Consider the following 15,879-nt stretch of genomic DNA (forward strand, 5'->3'; position numbering starts at 1 on the left):
ATCCCGCAACGACGTTGCACGATATTCACATGCACTTCGCCCGCTGTTCAGCGGAGTGCTCGTCCCGCGTGCCGCGACAGGCCCGGGCACGCGCCGGGCCTGTCATTAGCGGATTCAGCCGGCCCGCAAACCCGCCGTCGGCTGCAGGTGCAGTGGCGCGGGCTCGGGCGCCTCGGGCAGGGTGATCGTGACCGTCGTGCCGACCGCCTCGACCGAACGCAGTTCGAATTTCCCCCGCATCGACTCGACCAGCCGCTTGCTGATCGGCAGGCCGAGGCCGGTGCCGCCGCGCTGCGAGTTGACCTGCACGAACGGCTCCAGCACCCGCGTCACGTCTTGCTCAGCAATGCCGCAACCCTGATCGGTGGTGGTGATTTCGACGGCGCCGCATGCATTCAGCAACGCACCCACCGTCACCACGCTGCCGCGCGGCGAGAATTTGATTGCGTTGCCGATCACGTTGATCAGCGCCTGCCGCAACTGTCCTTCATTGCCGAGCGCGAGCAACGATCCGCGCTGATCGTGTTCGAGTTCGACTTCGGCATGCGCAGCGACCGGTCCCAGCATCGTCAGCACGCTTTGGATCAGCGTATCGAGCACCACTGGTTCGGTGACGGTTTCGACGTGACCGGCTTCGATCTTGGCGTAGTCGAGGATCTCGTTGACCAGCGACAGTAGATGCTGACCGCTGCGATTGATGTCGCGCAGATACTCGGCATATTTCGGCGGCACCGGGCCGCACGGCTCTTGTAGCACCAAGTCGGAAAACCCGATCACCGCATTCAGCGGCGTGCGCAGCTCGTGACTCATATGCGCGAGGAAGCGCGCCTTCACCGCATTGGCGTTTTTCAGCTCGGTGTTGGTCTCGACCAGCTCGGCGGTGCGCTTTTCGATCTTGTCTTCGAGATCGTCGTTGGCGGCGAGCGCACGCTGCTCGGCCTGTTGCAAGGCGGCATGACTCGGCAACGCCAGCACCTTCGGCAGAAGCGGCCACAACGCAATCGCGGTCACCAGCGAGACGGCGGCGTTGGTCATTTTGGCGAGTGCCTGTGGACCGTAGATCGGTTCCCACAACGTCGCGATTTCGAAAACGTGGGTGATGCCGCAGGTCAGGATGAAGACCACGAACAACCACAACGGGCCGCGCAGGCCGAGATCGCGGCGGCGCAGCCCGATGATGGCAAGCACGATTGGAATCGAAAAATACGACAGCGCGATCAGCGCATCGGCGCCGACCTGCATCGTCAACAACACCGGATCCCAAATCAGGCAATAGCCGTGTGGAACCAGCCCGTCCGATCGCAGTAGCCGATCGAGCCATTCCATGCCGTCCTCCCGCTTTTTGCAGGATACGTGACGACAGAAGAGGTGAACGGTCTATTGAAATAACAAGATTACGCGTACGTCGCGAAAAAATTGGGCGCGTCCTATCGCCTTGCGTGTGGGCTTTTATGGAAGTTCGGACAGGATCTCAGTCCGATGCTCGTCCAGCGCAGGCGGCCGGCGACGCACGCCGAATTGCGTTTCGCCAAACCGCAGCGGCGAAACGACGGTTTTCGTACGCGCACCGTTCGGAAGATCGAGGTCTTGCACGAGCTCAGTCGCTGCAACCTGCGAATCTGCCAACGCCGTTGCATAATCGTTGATTGGACCGCAGGGGATTCCGCGCATTGCGCATTGTTCGATCCAATGCGCGCTTGTCCGCATTCTGAAGACAGATTCGAGCAAGTGTTTGAGAGCAGCCTGATTGGTGCAGCGCGATGTCGTATCGATGAAGCGCGAGTCGCCGACCAGCTCCGGTAGCGCAACCATCTCGCAAACCGATCGCCACAATTTGTCGTTTCCCGCTGCCAGCACGAAGAATCCGTCCTGCGCGCGGAACGCCTGATAGGGCGCGTTGCGTGGATGTGCCGAGCCAAGTTTACGCGGGCTTTTGCCGGTGCCGAAATACTCGCTGGTCTGCAGCGCGGCGATGGCAAGCGTGGTGCCCAGCATTGGAATGTCGAGATGCGCGCCTTGTCCGGTCGCCTCGGCGTGACGCAACGCGGTGACGATCGCGAAGGCGGCGTAGAGGCCAGCGCTGAAATCGCTGACCGGCACGCCGCATTTGACCGGATCGGAGTCAGCTTCGCCGGTCACGCTCATAATGCCGCCGACCGCCTGGATGACGACGTCGAAGCCGCCTTCGTTGGCGCGCGGACCTTCTTGTCCGTAGGCCGAGATCGAGGCCATCACCAAGGACGGCTTTTCCGGCGACAAGTCGGCATAGCCGAGCCCGTTGCGCGCCATCGCGCCCGGCCGGTAATTCTCCAGCACCACATCGGCCGACAGGCACAGGCGTCGTGCAATGTCGCGCTGCGCCGGATCTTTGAGGTCGAGCGCGATCGAACGCTTGTTGCGATTGAGCGAGGCGAAATTCTCGCTGTCGCCGTGGTTCAGCGGCGGCCATTGGCGCAACGCGTCGCCGCCGTCGCTCTTCTCGACCTTGATTACGTCGGCCCCGAAATCGGCGAGCAGCATGCCGCAGAACGGTCCGGACGCGACTTCGCAAAACTCGATGACGCGAACGCCTTGCAAAGGAAGCATGCTCAATCGATCCAGATGTTCGGCAACGGACGCTCGGTGTAGCCGCTGATGAACGATTTCACTTCGCCGTCCGGCTTGTACACGTGGCGGTGCACGCGGCCGATATTGGCGCCGTAGACGTGAATGGAGATCGACGGTGCGTCGCTGCGCGCATTGGCGACTTCGTGCATGTCGCCGATCGTCGGCGACACCGCGTCGACCGAACCGGCTTTGAGAATATGCGTGTCGCCGCGCAGCAGCTTGCCGTCGGCGCTGCGCGACCAGCCGGTGCAGGATTCTGCACCACGCAGCACGCCGACCAGACCCCAGACCGTGTGATCATGCACCGGCGTCGTCTGGCCTGGGCCCCAGACGAAACTGACGACGGAGAAGCGCTCCAACGGATCGCACCACAGCAGATACTGCGTGTAGCGCTCGGGATTGGGCTCGGCATAGAGATCGGGCAGCCAATTGTCGTCGGCAACCAACGCACCCAATAGCGTGCGACCTTCGGCAAGCAGGCGGGCTTCGTCGGACGTGGAGTCAACCAGCCGGGTAAAGCCGGCGACGGCGTGGCGGAGTGGTTCGAGGCTCATGGCCAGCAGTGTCGCGTCGGAACGGTGGTGAGGACAAGCGTGCCGAGCATCGCTAGATTCGCCATCGAACAGGAGGAATCATGGCCGATCTGGCTGGTTTTATTCGCGGTCTGCCCAAGGCCGAGCTGCATCTGCATATCGAGGGCAGTCTCGAGCCCGAACAGATGTTCGAGTTCGCGCGCCGCAACCGCGTCGACCTATCGTACAAATCGGTCGAAGAGATCCGCGCCGCCTATGAATTTTCGCGGCTACAGGACTTTCTCGACATCTATTACGCCGGCGCGCAGGTGTTGCTGACCGAAGCGGATTTTCGCGATCTTGCCTTGGCCTATTTCCGCCGCGCCCATGCCGACGGCGTCGTGCACGCTGAAATCTTCTTCGATCCGCAAACCCATACCGATCGCGGCGTTCCGTTCGCGACTGTGGCCGACGGGTTGTTGGCTGGCATGGCGGCGGCCGAACGCGACTTCGGCATGACCTCGAAACTGATCCTGTGTTTCCTGCGCCATCTCGACGAAGACGCGGCCTTCGCGACGCTCAAAGACGCCGAGCCCTATCTCGACCGGATCGAAGCAGTCGGCTTGGACTCGTCTGAAGTCGGACACCCGCCGTCGAAATTCGCGCGCGTCTTTGCTGCTGCGGCAGCACAGGGATTGAAGCGCGTCGCGCATGCGGGCGAGGAGGGGCCGCCCGCCTATGTGCATGAAGCGCTCGATCTGTTGCAGGTCGACCGGATCGATCACGGCAATCGTGCGCTGGAAGACCCGGCGTTGGTCGAACGGCTGGTCGCAAGCAACATGACGCTGACCGTGTGCCCGCTGTCGAACCACAAATTGTGCGTGACGCCCGACCTGCGTGCGCATCCATTGAAACGCATGTTGGCGCTCGGCCTGCGCGCGACGGTGAATTCGGATGACCCGGCCTATTTCGGCGGCTATGTCGGCGCCAACTATACTGCCTTGATCGAGCCGATCGGCTTGACGCGCGACGACGTCCTTACCTTGGCACGCAACAGCTTCACCGGTTCGTTTCTGCCGCAGGACGCGATCGACAAGCATCTCGCTGCGATCGATCGCTACGCCGCCGCGCACGCGTGAAGCGGCGGTACTTTCTGCAAGGGGCCGGCGCGCTGGTCGCGCTGCCGGCGCAGGCAGCGCAATCGCTGCACCAACGTATCGACGCCGAGGTACGGTCGGCGATGGCTCGCGACAAGGTGCCGGGCTGCTGGCTGTCGCTGATCACCGACGGCAAGCTGCACTATGTGCAGGCCTATGGTCTGTCGAGCCTCGAGCGCAACATCCGCGCCCGCCGTGACGAGATCATTCCGATCGGCTCGATCACCAAGATGTTCATCGCAACCGCGATGCTGCGTCTGACCGAGATGGGGCTTGTGGCGCTGGAAGATCCGGTGTCGCGCCATCTGCCGGATTTGCCGCATGGCGACGAGATCACGGTGCGCCAGCTGCTGACTCACACGTCGGGTCTCGCCGATCATTGGCCGTCGCACAATAATTTGCGGCCCGAAATGCTGCGCGACCGCGATCCGAAAACGATCCTCGCCGAATGGGCCGCAAAGCCGCTAACGCTCGATCCAGGCACCAAGTTTGGCTACAGCAGCACCGGTTTTATGGCCGCCGGTTTCATTATCGAGCGCCACATGCATTGCTCGCTGTTCGAAGCGATGCGCCGCTTGATCTTCGCTCCGCTCGGCATGCACAGCGTGCGCGACGTCGACATTCCGCCGGCACAGCGGCCGTTGCTGCCTGAAGGCTATACGTCACGTCCGGGGGGCGGCTTGGGCACGCCGCCGATGGAAGGAGCGGGGTGGAAATATGCCAGCGGCCAGATCGCGATGAGTGCCGGCGATCTGGCAAAGTTCAATTTGAGTTTGCTGCACCGTACGCTGCTGCAGCCGGCCTCGTACGACGACATGTTCCGCCGCCAGCTCTACAAGGACGGCAAGGAATTCTGGTATGGGCTCGGCATCCAGTCGCCCGAGCCGCACGGCTACAAGGCGCTCGAACATGTCGGCGGTGCGTCGGGCTATGTTGCGATCGACCGTCTATATCCGGCCGAACAAGTTGCGATTGCGGTGCTGGTCAATGCCGATCAGGTAACGACCGAACTGGATCTGGTCGACACGATCGCGAAGCTGGTCCTGCCGACGCGCTGAGCGCGGCGGACACGAAAAACATCGCAAGCTACTCGATGATGTCGCTGGGCGCCTGATTTTCGTTGGCGGGACGGTCGATCCGCTCGGCACTGCCCGAGATGCGCACGGCCAGCGCCATGATCGTCTCGACATTCGCCAGCACTTCTTCCTGCGGCATGCGCAGCAATTCGGCCAGCTCGGCGAGGTCGGCTGAGAGCTGCGCCACCGGGCCGCCAAAGCCGCCCAGCCCTTCCAGCAGATCCAGCGCCACGGTGAGCGATTCCGACGCGGCTTTGCCAAAGGCACGGCTGGCGAGCAGCGCCTGGAAATGGTCCGAATCGATGATCTCGGCGCTCGGCTGTGTCTCGGTCATGGGGCCAGTATAGCGAGCGAAGCGGGATCAGGCGACGGCCAGAAAGACCGTGCAAAAGCCGCCCAGTGAACGAGCAAACGCTGCCGGCCAAGCAGGCGTTCTGCTGGTTTCCGCTGCGGCAAAATCTCAGGGCTTCCCAACGGCGCAGCTTCTCCGTACACGAGCGAACCGCGCACGGAATTCTGCCGCTGCGTTCTGCGTTCACGCACGGATCACCATGCCCGCCAAAGCCAAAAAATCGACCGACGCGACCATGCCCCTCAAGGTCAAGAAAGCGGACGCCAAAAAGGCCGACGCCAAGAAGGACAAGAAGGAAAAGAAGGCCAAAAAGGCCGAGAAAAAGGCTGCTGCGCCGAAGCCGGCCAAAAAGGAAAAAGGCCTGTTGTTCGAAACGCGCCGGTCCGAGATCCAAGGCACGGGCGCTTTCGCGATCAAGCCGATCCGCGCCGGAAAGCGCATCGTCGAATATGTCGGCGAGCAGATTTCCAGCGAAGAAGCAGATCGCCGCTACGACGAATCCAAGATGAAGCGGCACCACACATTCCTCTTCACCGTTGAAGAGGATCTGGTGGTCGATGGCGGCTCGAACGGTAACGAGGCGATTTACATCAACCATTCGTGCGATCCGAACTGCGAAGCAGTGATCGACGAAAAGAACCGCATCTGGATCTACGCGCTGCGCGACATCAAAGTCGGCGAAGAGCTGGCCTACGACTATCAGTTCGAACGGACCGGCAGCGCGCGTCTCGATGCGCAGCTTGAGAAATTCTACGCCTGCCGTTGCGGGGCGGAACGCTGCCGCGGCTCGCTGCTCAAGAAGAAGAAAATCCGTCGCCGCGATGCTGCAAAGAAAGACGCATAAGCTTGGTGCAAGCACTGCGTTAACGGGGCGAAAAATTTCTCAACTGGATCGTCAGACTTTGCCCGCATAAATTCGCCTTGCAGTGAGGAGGGAGTTGCGGCGTGGCGATCCTTGGGACCGATGACCGTGTGCAGGTTGGAAACACGGTCCAGCCGCAATACAAGGCGATCGTTTCGATCGTCGTGACGTTTCCCGACGGCGCCAGTGCCAGCGCCAGCGGCGCCATGATCGGGCGCAATACCGTCCTGACCGCGGGGCACGTCGTGTATGACGCCGCGCACGGCGGCTACGCAAAATCTGTTTTCGTCACACCAGCTGCAAACGGCAACGACATCACGCCGTACGGTCAGGCGGCTGGCACCAAATGGGTCGCTGACAGTAGTTGGGTCGCGGGCGGCGGGTCCGACTTCAGTCACGACACGGCGGTGATCTCCATCGATCGTCCGATGGGCGATTACACCGGCTGGTATAGCTACGCGTCAGGCGGTGCGGCGAACGCCTATGCCAACGCGACGGTGACGACCAGCGGCTATCCCGGCGACAAACCCAACGCGACGATGTGGACCGAGACGGGCGTCGTCGACCGTTCGACCGCGACCGCGCTCGATTTCACCACCGCACTCGACGTCTATCCCGGACAATCGGGCAGTCCGGTCTTTGTCGGATCGACGATCGTTGCCGTCGTGTCCAACGCAAGCGACACGACCAACGAAGCGATCCGGATTTCCACCAGCTTCGCGGCCGTCATTGCCGACCAGATCGCCAACAACCTGCCGGCTGCCTTGTGGCCGGTCAGCAGCGCCGACGCCGGCAATACGGTTGCGACCGCCGCCGCGTTCAATCTGCCGGTCGGTACCAGTGGCACGGTGGGCAACAACACCGACAGCAACGGCGACTGGTTCAAATTCACCGCCGACTATAGCGGCAGCGCGACCTGGTCGCTGACCGGCCTCGGCAACGATCTCGACCTGGTGCTGACCGACATCAACGGCAACGTCATCGCCAGTTCGCGCCACAGCGGCGTTGCCGACGAAAGCGTCACCGCGACGCTGACCGCGGGCGCGCAATATATTCTCGAAGTGCTGCCGGTTGCGGGGCTGCATTCGGGGTACACGTTGAAGGGCACGGAAACGCCGACGGCCGGCACAGCGCTGACTGGAACCGGACGCAGCGGCGAATTGATTGCGGGCACGGCCGGCGCCGACCTGATCGTTGCGCCGGACGGCAACAACAGCATCGCAGCCGGTGCCGGCGACGACCGCATCATTATCGGCAGCGGCGCCAAGACGATCGATGGCGGAGCGGGCTACGACGTTGCGGCCTTCCTCGGCCAGCAATCGGAATTGAACTTCACCGTCAACCGCACCACCGGCGCGGTGACCTTGTCGTCCTATTCGAACTCCAGTGCGACTTTGACCTCGACCGGCGACACGATCACCGGCGTCGAGTTCCTGCAGTTCAGCGACTCAACGCTATTCCTGCTGGGACCGTCACAAGCAGCCGTGGCGCGCCTCTATACGAGCGCGTTCGGCCGCACGCCCGATGTGGGCGGCATGACCGCGCAAGCGCATGCGTCGGACGCGGGTACGTCGCTGCTGGACCTGGCGCGCGCCTTCTTGAATAGCCCCGAAGGCCAATCGCACTTCGCCACCGCCGACAACACCGCCTATGTCACGGCGCTTTATAAAACGGCGCTGGGCCGCGACCCCGATGCGGCCGGCTTGCAGGTGCAGGTCAACGCGCTCAATGCCGGTCTGGAGCGCGCGTCGCTGCTGGCGAACTTCGCCAACTCAGCCGAACAGAAAGCGCTGACGGCGTCGTGGCTGTATCAGATCGGCTGAAGCGCTAGCCGAAGAGTTTTTGCCGCGTTCGGCTTAGCCGAACAACTTTTGAATTTCGTCGACCGGACGGCGCAGAATCGTCTCATTGACATAGACGTCGACATTGCCGTTGGCGTCGGGCTTTTGCATCCGTACGCCCGCTTCGCGCATGCGGTCGAACACGCCGGTCGCGATCTTGGGCGGCAAGGTCAGCGTGTAGATGTTCGAGCCGCTCGCGTTGGGTTTTACCTTCGCATCGATCGCGGCAAACAGCTTGCGCGCGGCCTGGTGACTCTTGGCGATCCGCGCTTCGAAATCATCGAGCGCACCCAGCGCCAGTACGGCGCTGATCCAGCCCTGATAGATCGTGCCGCCGAACCGGTCACGCAGTGCGCGCGCTTTGTCGATGTCGGCTTTGCTGCCGGCCAGCACCGCACCGAACGGCGCGCCGAGATATTTGTACAAGGACACATAGACCGTATCGAACAGCGCGACATAGGCGTTGCGGTCGAATTCCGGCGGCGCCAGCAGCAAGCGCGCGCCGTCGAGATGCAGACGGATATTCTTCTCGCGCGCAAAGGCGGCGAGGTTTTTCATCGTTGCCGGTTCGACCATCTCGCCTTTGTGGCGGCGCACCGGGCTTTCGATCGACATGGCGCCGACTTTCAGCGCGTGCGGGCCGTTCTCGGCTTCGTCGACCGCCAGTTTCAATTCTTCGAGCGTTACCTGTGCCTGGCCTTTCGCCAACGGCACCAGGTTCAAGCCCGACAGAAGCTGCGCCGCATCATATTCGTCGCGATAGAGATGGCTTTCGTGCTGCACCAGAATGCGCGACCGCTCGCCGCCCAGCACACGCACCGCAATGTGATTGGCGAGCGAGCCCGTCGGCAAGAACACGCACGACTCTTTGTTGAGCAGGCTCGCGAAGCGCTTCTCCAACGCTTCGACCGCGCCACCGGCAAGATAGCCGTCGCGAGCCTTATCGAATTTTGCGGTCAGTTCGGCGAGACGCGCCGTAAGACGCACCGGATCCGCGGGCGCGCTGTCGCCGACCAGCCAGACCGAACGCTCGTCGACAGGCGGGAAGGTCGGTTGCGGCGCTTGCTGTGCTTGCGCCAGAACCGGAAGTGCTGCGGCGCCTGCGAGGCTCTGCAAAAACATCCGACGCTGCATGACGATCAAAACTCCAAAGGTGCGAGTCGGCGCAAAGTTGCGCGCAGCTCGACGATGTCAGACCAGCTGCGAACGAGGAAGGCCAGTGCGACCGCAACCTGCTCGATCGACGACGCAAGTTGCATCATGCCGCCCAGATCGGCGCCGCCGGCGAGATAGGACGGTGCTGCAAGCGCGACCGGTAAAATTGTCCCCAGCTGCAGATGCGTCGCTGCGACGAAGGTCAGACCGCGCTGGCGCGAAACGATCGATGCGAAGTTGCGCAGCGCGCGATCGAGAATGCGACCCAGCCGGGCCGGCCGCGCGGTATCCGGTGTTTGGCGCGCTTCGATCAGCGCGGCGCGGAAATCTGCTTCCAGCGCTTGCTGGCGCGCGCCGCGCGGAACCAGCGGTGCTGCAACCCACGCAACCGCGCCGACGCCGAGCAGTGCGTAGAGCAACGCTGCAAGCAGCAGCACGGCGGGCGGCAAGGAACCGGTGCTGGTCGCGGTGAGGCGCCACAAGACGGTGCCGAACCAGATCGCCGAGGCCAGCGCCGACAAGGCGCCGATGCCGAGCTGCAGCATACCGCCGGTGAACAGGCGCAGATCTTCGGCGACGCGCTGATCGGGATTGTCGATGAAGCTGCGCGCCAGATCGGCGAAGCGGGGCAGGGTTTCGCGCACCAGCACGCGCCGCCACCGCCATTGCAGCGACTGCAACGACCAGACCTGCAGCACCGACGCGCCGACGAAGGCGAGCGACAGCAACGAAAACATCCACAGCCCGTCGAGAAACCCATCGCGGTCGCGCGCTTCGATCGCCGCGTAGAAGGACGCGTTCCACCGGTTCACCGCGACGTTGATCGCCAGTATGGCGAGCGTCGCGCCGACGATGCCCAAGCCCCAGGCGGCAGCGCCCGGCGTCACGCGCAGCCGCGCGGCCAGGCGCCGGGCGGTCGCGATCGCGGTCGGGCTCTTGCTCATGCGCGTTCCTCTGCCCGGGCTGCCGGGCTTTCACAAGTTGGCGAAGCCAGCCCCCGCGTTACCGGGGCACTTGACGTGGGTAAAGCTCCCACATACAAAGCCCCAACGATGTGGGAAAAAATCCCACGCAGAAACAGAACGGGGCGAGCATGACTTCCCGGGTTGGGGTGGCTGCGGCGATCGGAACGATCGGCTGGCGCATGGACGAGCTGGATCAGCTTCGTTCGATGGTCGGCAACGGTCGCGTGTTGACGCTCGGCGCTGCCGATGACGGGACGCCGTGGGCCGCGATTACCGAGGACGGCACCAACGGATTCCACTTCGCGCGTCTCGGCGCCGAGGTGGTGGGCGCGATGCCCGAACGCGGGCTCAGCGTGCGCGCTGCGACGCTGAACGACGTGCTGATTGCTTTGAACAACCTCGCGCGCCTCGCAGCGCGCTGAAGGACACAGGAGACAACACCATGGCCGACATTCTGCCCTTCATCGTCACGCTGACCGCCGGCAACGACGTCGTGCCGCAAGGCATGCCGGTCGACACGCTGGTCGTTGCACCCGGCACGCTGAATGCGGGTGACGACATTCAAATGACGATCGGCGGCCGCACGATGCAGCTGACCGCGGCCGGCACGTACGACCTCACCGCGCCGCGCAACCTGTCAGGCTTGCAGACGATCCAAGGTTCGACCGGCGACGACGCGCTGGTGGTGAGTCAGGAACGGCTTGCGGGCGTGACGCATATCGATCTCGGCGGCGGCCTCAACGTGGTGCAGATCGCGGGTGCGGGCGGCATGGATTTCAGCGCGCTCACGATCGAAAACGCGACCATCCGCGGTCGGGCATCGGTCGACAACATCATCGGTACGCAGGGTAGCGACCGTATTGTGACCGCCGGCGGCACCAGTGATTTCGTCGACGGCAATGCCGGACGCGACACGGTGATCCCCGACGTCTTCTTTTCGCAGTTCAATGCAGCGGCCCCCAATCCGGCCGAGCTTCTTGTCGCCGGCACGCGCGTGTTCGACGCCAATGGCGAGCGTCTCTATCTGCGCAACGTCGAACGGGTCGAACTGCGCGACGGTATCGTGCTGCTCGACCAGGGTGCCAACGGCGCCGAAGCCTATCGCATGGTGCACGCTGCGTTCGGCACCACGCCGCTCGAAGGCACGATTCTGTCGCTGCGCGAGTCGCTCGACAATGGCGTGCCGCGCGAAGCGTTGATGTCGGCGTTGATGCAGTCGCTGCCGTTCGAACGCGCCTACGGCAACGTGCAGAGCGACGCCGCCTTCGTCGACGCGCTGTATCGCGTCGTGTTGCATCGCGCTGCGGACGATGGCGGCCGCGCCGTGCAGCTCGATGCGCTGGCGCACGGCATGTCGCGCGCATCGATGCTGGTTGCCTTCGCCGATACGGCCGAACATGTCGCCGTGGTCGGCCGCGCCGGAACCGATGGTCAGCTCTTCGTTGCCGAAGTCGGCATCGCGTGATTTTAGCCGGCGGTTCGCCAGGTCAGTCGCAGGCCGGCACGTTGCTTGACCGCAAGCGTGCCGGTGCCGAGCGCTGCCCACGCCGACACGGACAGCGTGTCGGTGAGCGCGGTTTCACCGAACAACATCACCGACTGCACGGTACGCGAGTCGACCACGACCGGTTGACGGATCTCGCCGTAGAGTCCGGCCGAGAAGCCTGCTTCGAAGCGCATCGCGGCACCGATGCCGGCGCTCCACGCAGTGTCGCGCGGCTGCACCTCGTTGCTGCTGCCGAGCACGCTGAAACTGCCGTCGATGAACGGCGTGACGCGCCAGCCCAGCCAGGCCGCGCGCAGGCGCGCCGTGCCGTCGACCGCACCGGTGCCAAGACCACGCGTCGCGTCGGCGGTCGGAAGTTTCAGTTCAAGTCCGGTTTGCAACCAAAGCCGCTCGCTCACCTGATCACGCCAATTGGCGCCGATCACGGTGTCGGCGAGGCCGGTGCGCCGGTGCGCAAAGGGCGTCCCCCCGCCGACAGCTCCTTGCGTGCCGGCTGCCGCCGGACCGTTCACGACCACGTAGCCGCTGGTGGCTTCGAACGCGTAGGCGCCTTCGCGCACCGTCGCGGTGACCAGGTTCGACCAGCTGGTCGTGGTTTCGTCGTAGCCATAGCGGCCACGCGCGACGTCGACCAACGGCGCGAGTTCGAGCTCGGTGGCCGCGGCGAGGTCGACCGGAAGGCCGAAAAGCAAAAGGCAGGCAAGAAAAGCGGGCGCGCGCATCAAATTCCGGCCGGACAATATTTGAGCTCGCGAATCGTGGGCAAGGGTCCCACGCGGACTCGGGCTCTGCTATAGGCCGAAGACGATGTCTGTCGCTACCGAGCATTTGTTGCGCGCCATCCGCGTCGCCCTTCGACCGCTGGTGCGGTTCTTGATGCTGCGTGGCGTTGCCCTGCCGGCCTTGGTCGAGCTGCTCAAAGAACTCTATGTCGACGCCGCCAAGGCCGAATTCGGCGACAAGGCGACGCAAAGCCGGATCAGCGTCGCCACCGGCCTGCACCGCAAGGATGTGCGCCGCCTGCTCGAAGCGGCACCGGCGCCCGACCACGCGCCCAAGCGCGTGTCGATGGCGGCACGGGTGATGGGCGTGTGGCTGGGCCGCGACGACACGGTCGATGAAGCCGGCGTGCCCAAGCCGTTGCCCTTCGCCGCACCGGCGGGCGAGCCGTCGTTCGCATTGCTGGTTGAATCGGTCAGTCGCGACGTGCGTCCGCGCGCCGTGCTCGACGACTGGATCGCGCGCGGTCTGCTCGTGCAGCAGGAAGACGGGCTGGTCGCGCTGCATGAAAGTGCGCTGGCACCCGGCGCCGATCTCGAACGCATGGTCTGGTATTTCGGTCGCAACCTTCGCGACCATGTCGAAGCCAGCGCCGCAAATCTGCGCGGCACCGATACGCCGCGCCTCGACGGTGCGGTCTTCTATGACGGGCTGACGCCGAAATCGGTGTCGCGCTTGCGCAAGATGGCCGACGAGGTCGGTGCGCGCGCGCTGGCACGTCTCAACAAAGAAGCGCTGGCGGCAGCGACGCAGGATGACGGCGCAGCCGACGCGACGCAGCGCATCACCTTCGGCATCTATTGGTTCGACGCGTCGCAAGCCTCGACGGATGGGGACGGAGAATGAAACGCGCCTGGTTGTTCTGTCTGCTCGCCTGGCTCGTTCTGTTGTTTGCGGGCGAGGCGGGTGCTGATCGCGGCATCGGCGGCACCTACGTTCCGCCGCCGGCAACGCCGGCACCGCGTCCGGTTCCGGGCGGCACGACCAAACCGATCGGCACCACCATCATCGGCACGATCGTCAAGTTCGGCAGCGTGCATGTGAACGACGTCGTGGTCGACGTGTCGGACATGAGCGGCTTGGCGCTGGGCCAGACGGTGCGTGTTTACGCGCCCGCTGCAATCGCCGAGCGCATGACCGCGGGTCGCGTCGACGTTGTGCCGGCGCTGACCGGTCCGGTCGACAAGCCGTACGCCAAAGGCGAATTGACCGTGCTGGGGCAGAAAATTCTGATCGATCGCAGCTCGTTCGTCGAAGACGGGGTGAAACTCGCCGACGTCACCGCCGGCACGATGCTGATCGTGCACGGGCTGGAACAAGCCGACGGCGCGCTGCGCGCAACCCGGATCGAACGTGCGCCGGCCGGCATGCGCGCGGCATTGCGCGGACGTCTGACGCCGGCTGCCGACGGTTCGCTTGCGGTGCATGGCGTGCGCGTTGCTGCGCGCGTCGCGCCCGACTGGATCGGCCGCGTCGTCGTTGCGGCAGTCGACATGCCGACGCGTAGCGCGACCGAAGTGCAGCTTTGGGAGCCGCTTGCCGAAACGGTTGCAGCCGATCTGTCGATCGAAGGCATCGTCGGCAACGACGTGCGTCCTGACGCGGTGACGATCGAAGGCGCGACGTTCAAACTCGACGGCAGCACGATCGTGCGCAACGCAACCTTGCTGCGTCCGGGACAGCGCGTCGTGCTCGAAGGTACGCGCGCAGCCGACGGTTCGTGGCGTGCTGCGCGGATCGAAGCGCCGCCGCGCGAACGGACCGAGCCGGCCTTGCCGACGCTGCCGCCCGATCTGCCGTTCACGCCGCCGCCGGCAGCGCCGCCGGTACCGGCGGGCCCAGGCAATTCGAGCCTGCTTCCAGGAAAGCGCTAGTCGATCTTGTCGTAGCGGATGCGGAGAACTTCCAGCGTCTCGCGACCACCGGGCGTCTGCACCGCAACTTCGTCGCCGACTTCGGCTTTGAGCAGCGCGCGTGCAACCGGCGACAGCCACGAGATGCGGTTGCGTTCGGTGTCGGCTTCGTCGGCGCCAACGATCGTGACCGTGTGTTCCTTGTCGGTGCTGGTCGCGACATAGGTGACGGTGGCGCCGAAGAAGACGCGGTCGTGCCTTGTCTGTTTGTCGGGATCGACGACCTCAGCGATCTCCAGCCGCTTGCCGAGAAAGCGGATGCGGCGGTCGATCTCGCGCAGCCGCTTCTTGCCGTAGAGATAGTCGCCATTCTCGGACCGGTCGCCGTTGCCGGCCGCCCAGCTCACCACCTCGACGACTTTCGGACGTTCGACGCGACGTAGCTGTTTCAGCTCGTCCTGCATGCGCTGCCAGCCAGCCGGCGTGATGTAGTTCTTGGCGCCTGCGGGCAGGGCCGGAAGGGCGACGTCGTCGTCCTCTTCCTCCGGCGTGCCGGCGTCTTCGCGCGTGAAGGCCTTGCTCATCAATTCCGCCTGCTGTTTGGAGACCCAACGCGCGGGCAGCTCCCCATGTTCGTCCTGTACTTTGGGCGACCCGAAGCGCACCGTCCTGGTCATGGACAGCACCACCTCGCTATCGGTTGCCACGCAGGCGCCCCCGACCCAGGTGGCGCAGCAGCCCGATCCGCCGCCGCCGCCCGCCAAGGCTGACTCCGATGCTCCGCCGGTAAAGCCGGCCGGTCCCAAGGACAACGGCAAGGATATCGACGTCCAGGCCTGAGGTTCGGGCCCGGATTTGGCAGGCTTCGGCGCGGGTTTCTCCAGGCTTTCCGCCGGTTTTATCGCTGTCCGCGACAGGCCGCCGCACCACTTCGCTCTTTCAGATTACGTCTCGCTGGCCCACATAGCGCCCTCTCTCTGACCCCGTGTCCGTCCCTTGTGCTGTGCGCTTGTGGCCGCAGGCATGGGCCGAACTGCAGTTCTTTATAGGAACGGTAAGCCTGTTCGGGTATCAGGGGCGCGCGCGACGAGGCCAACCGATTCCAACGGATCGCAGGGCTAACCGGGGCGCGCATCAAAGTATCGGCGCGGCGCGATCCCACTTGAAGGGTTGCACGCGCCGTTTCGCATGTCCGGGTCCTTGTTTGTTGAG

17 protein-coding genes are annotated in these 15,879 nt (G+C 64.2%); 9 read left to right on the forward strand and 8 right to left on the reverse strand.

Annotated elements, in window-relative coordinates:
• Positions 1 to 114: 114 nt before the first annotated feature.
• The 3 genes from TMPK1_RS01275 to TMPK1_RS01285 all read right to left on the reverse strand — a co-directional run bounded on the left by TMPK1_RS01275 (position 115) and on the right by TMPK1_RS01285 (position 3,161).
• Complete coding sequence (locus TMPK1_RS01275) at positions 115 to 1,326, reverse strand: sensor histidine kinase (protein WP_420240922.1); 1,212 nt, start codon at positions 1,324 to 1,326, stop codon at positions 115 to 117.
• 123 nt (positions 1,327 to 1,449) lie between these two features.
• Positions 1,450 to 2,586 (reverse strand): CaiB/BaiF CoA transferase family protein, encoded by a 1,137-nt coding sequence (locus TMPK1_RS01280; RefSeq protein ID WP_420240923.1) that lies wholly within the window; start codon positions 2,584 to 2,586, stop codon positions 1,450 to 1,452.
• A gap of 2 nt (positions 2,587 to 2,588) precedes the next feature.
• Positions 2,589 to 3,161 carry a cysteine dioxygenase family protein gene (locus TMPK1_RS01285; protein WP_420240924.1) on the reverse strand — a complete coding sequence of 191 codons (573 nt, stop codon included), beginning with the start codon at positions 3,159 to 3,161 and terminating at the stop codon, positions 2,589 to 2,591.
• Positions 3,162 to 3,241: 80 nt separating this feature from the next.
• Here TMPK1_RS01285 and TMPK1_RS01290 point away from each other — a divergent pair, with 80 nt between their 5' ends.
• Positions 3,242 to 4,258, forward strand: coding sequence for an adenosine deaminase (locus TMPK1_RS01290; RefSeq protein WP_420240925.1), 1,017 nt, complete (start codon positions 3,242 to 3,244; stop codon positions 4,256 to 4,258).
• A complete protein-coding gene (locus tag TMPK1_RS01295) occupies positions 4,255 to 5,334 on the forward strand; it encodes a serine hydrolase domain-containing protein (protein ID WP_420240926.1) in 1,080 nt (359 codons plus the stop codon). The genes TMPK1_RS01290 and TMPK1_RS01295 overlap by 4 nt, the downstream gene beginning before the upstream one ends.
• A 28-nt stretch (positions 5,335 to 5,362) precedes the next feature.
• On the opposite strand, the gene TMPK1_RS01300 is transcribed toward TMPK1_RS01295, so the two are convergent.
• Positions 5,363 to 5,686: a hypothetical protein gene (locus tag TMPK1_RS01300; protein ID WP_420240927.1), complete on the reverse strand. Its 324-nt coding sequence runs from the start codon at positions 5,684 to 5,686 to the stop codon at positions 5,363 to 5,365.
• A gap of 253 nt (positions 5,687 to 5,939) precedes the next feature.
• On the opposite strand from TMPK1_RS01300, the gene TMPK1_RS01305 reads away from it, so the two are divergent.
• Both TMPK1_RS01305 and TMPK1_RS01310 read left to right on the forward strand, forming a co-directional pair.
• Complete coding sequence (locus TMPK1_RS01305; protein ID WP_420240929.1) at positions 5,940 to 6,548, forward strand: SET domain-containing protein; 609 nt, start codon at positions 5,940 to 5,942, stop codon at positions 6,546 to 6,548.
• Between the two features lie 101 nt (positions 6,549 to 6,649).
• Positions 6,650 to 8,389, forward strand: coding sequence for a DUF4214 domain-containing protein (locus TMPK1_RS01310; protein WP_420240930.1), 1,740 nt, complete (start codon positions 6,650 to 6,652; stop codon positions 8,387 to 8,389).
• Positions 8,390 to 8,422: 33 nt separating this feature from the next.
• Here TMPK1_RS01310 and TMPK1_RS01315 read toward each other — a convergent pair whose 3' ends face one another.
• Together TMPK1_RS01315 and TMPK1_RS01320 are read right to left on the reverse strand one after the other, a co-directional pair.
• Entirely contained in the window at positions 8,423 to 9,541 is a 1,119-nt protein-coding gene (locus tag TMPK1_RS01315; protein ID WP_420240931.1) for a threonine aldolase family protein, read from the reverse strand.
• A gap of 5 nt (positions 9,542 to 9,546) precedes the next feature.
• Positions 9,547 to 10,506, reverse strand: coding sequence for an SbmA/BacA-like family transporter (locus tag TMPK1_RS01320; protein ID WP_420240932.1), 960 nt, complete (start codon positions 10,504 to 10,506; stop codon positions 9,547 to 9,549).
• Between the two features lie 149 nt (positions 10,507 to 10,655).
• Between TMPK1_RS01320 and TMPK1_RS01325 the strand changes: the two genes are divergently transcribed.
• Complete coding sequence (locus TMPK1_RS01325; protein ID WP_420240933.1) at positions 10,656 to 10,949, forward strand: hypothetical protein; 294 nt, start codon at positions 10,656 to 10,658, stop codon at positions 10,947 to 10,949.
• Between the two features lie 20 nt (positions 10,950 to 10,969).
• Positions 10,970 to 11,992, forward strand: coding sequence for a DUF4214 domain-containing protein (locus tag TMPK1_RS01330; RefSeq protein ID WP_420240934.1), 1,023 nt, complete (start codon positions 10,970 to 10,972; stop codon positions 11,990 to 11,992).
• Between the two features lie 2 nt (positions 11,993 to 11,994).
• Here the strand turns inward: TMPK1_RS01330 and TMPK1_RS01335 are convergent, their stop codons facing one another.
• On the reverse strand, positions 11,995 to 12,726 hold the full coding sequence (locus TMPK1_RS01335) for a hypothetical protein (RefSeq protein ID WP_420240935.1): 732 nt from the start codon (positions 12,724 to 12,726) through the stop codon (positions 11,995 to 11,997).
• Between the two features lie 115 nt (positions 12,727 to 12,841).
• Between TMPK1_RS01335 and TMPK1_RS01340 the strand changes: the two genes are divergently transcribed.
• Together TMPK1_RS01340 and TMPK1_RS01345 are read left to right on the forward strand one after the other, a co-directional pair.
• On the forward strand, positions 12,842 to 13,660 hold the full coding sequence (locus TMPK1_RS01340; protein ID WP_420240936.1) for a DUF6502 family protein: 819 nt from the start codon (positions 12,842 to 12,844) through the stop codon (positions 13,658 to 13,660).
• Positions 13,657 to 14,688: a DUF5666 domain-containing protein gene (locus tag TMPK1_RS01345; protein ID WP_420240937.1), complete on the forward strand. Its 1,032-nt coding sequence runs from the start codon at positions 13,657 to 13,659 to the stop codon at positions 14,686 to 14,688. The genes TMPK1_RS01340 and TMPK1_RS01345 overlap by 4 nt, the downstream gene beginning before the upstream one ends.
• Here the strand turns inward: TMPK1_RS01345 and greB are convergent.
• Positions 14,685 to 15,251, reverse strand: a complete 567-nt coding sequence (gene greB, locus TMPK1_RS01350; RefSeq protein ID WP_420245601.1) for a transcription elongation factor GreB — start codon at positions 15,249 to 15,251, stop codon at positions 14,685 to 14,687. The genes TMPK1_RS01345 and greB overlap by 4 nt on opposite strands.
• Before the next feature lie 91 nt (positions 15,252 to 15,342).
• Here greB and TMPK1_RS01355 point away from each other — a divergent pair, with 91 nt between their 5' ends.
• Complete coding sequence (locus TMPK1_RS01355; protein WP_420240939.1) at positions 15,343 to 15,507, forward strand: hypothetical protein; 165 nt, start codon at positions 15,343 to 15,345, stop codon at positions 15,505 to 15,507.
• Positions 15,508 to 15,879 lie beyond the last annotated feature (372 nt).

It is taken from the genome of Roseiterribacter gracilis, assembly GCA_018332375.1.
GTDB lineage: Bacteria > Pseudomonadota > Alphaproteobacteria > BOG-932 > Roseiterribacteraceae > Roseiterribacter > Roseiterribacter gracilis.

Coding starts and splice junctions, on each gene's coding strand:
- TMPK1_RS01305 (WP_420240929.1), top strand. CDS start 5,940: ATGCCCCTCAAGGTCAAGAAAGCGGACGCCAAAAAGGCCGACGCCAAG.
- TMPK1_RS01355 (WP_420240939.1), top strand. CDS start 15,343: ATGGACAGCACCACCTCGCTATCGGTTGCCACGCAGGCGCCCCCGACC.
- TMPK1_RS01290 (WP_420240925.1), top strand. CDS start 3,242: ATGGCCGATCTGGCTGGTTTTATTCGCGGTCTGCCCAAGGCCGAGCTG.
- TMPK1_RS01345 (WP_420240937.1), top strand. CDS start 13,657: ATGAAACGCGCCTGGTTGTTCTGTCTGCTCGCCTGGCTCGTTCTGTTG.
- TMPK1_RS01275 (WP_420240922.1), bottom strand. CDS start 1,326: ATGGAATGGCTCGATCGGCTACTGCGATCGGACGGGCTGGTTCCACAC.
- greB (WP_420245601.1), bottom strand. CDS start 15,251: ATGAGCAAGGCCTTCACGCGCGAAGACGCCGGCACGCCGGAGGAAGAG.
- TMPK1_RS01325 (WP_420240933.1), top strand. CDS start 10,656: ATGACTTCCCGGGTTGGGGTGGCTGCGGCGATCGGAACGATCGGCTGG.
- TMPK1_RS01330 (WP_420240934.1), top strand. CDS start 10,970: ATGGCCGACATTCTGCCCTTCATCGTCACGCTGACCGCCGGCAACGAC.
- TMPK1_RS01315 (WP_420240931.1), bottom strand. CDS start 9,541: ATGCAGCGTCGGATGTTTTTGCAGAGCCTCGCAGGCGCCGCAGCACTT.
- TMPK1_RS01340 (WP_420240936.1), top strand. CDS start 12,842: ATGTCTGTCGCTACCGAGCATTTGTTGCGCGCCATCCGCGTCGCCCTT.
- TMPK1_RS01280 (WP_420240923.1), bottom strand. CDS start 2,586: ATGCTTCCTTTGCAAGGCGTTCGCGTCATCGAGTTTTGCGAAGTCGCG.
- TMPK1_RS01300 (WP_420240927.1), bottom strand. CDS start 5,686: ATGACCGAGACACAGCCGAGCGCCGAGATCATCGATTCGGACCATTTC.
- TMPK1_RS01285 (WP_420240924.1), bottom strand. CDS start 3,161: ATGAGCCTCGAACCACTCCGCCACGCCGTCGCCGGCTTTACCCGGCTG.
- TMPK1_RS01320 (WP_420240932.1), bottom strand. CDS start 10,506: ATGAGCAAGAGCCCGACCGCGATCGCGACCGCCCGGCGCCTGGCCGCG.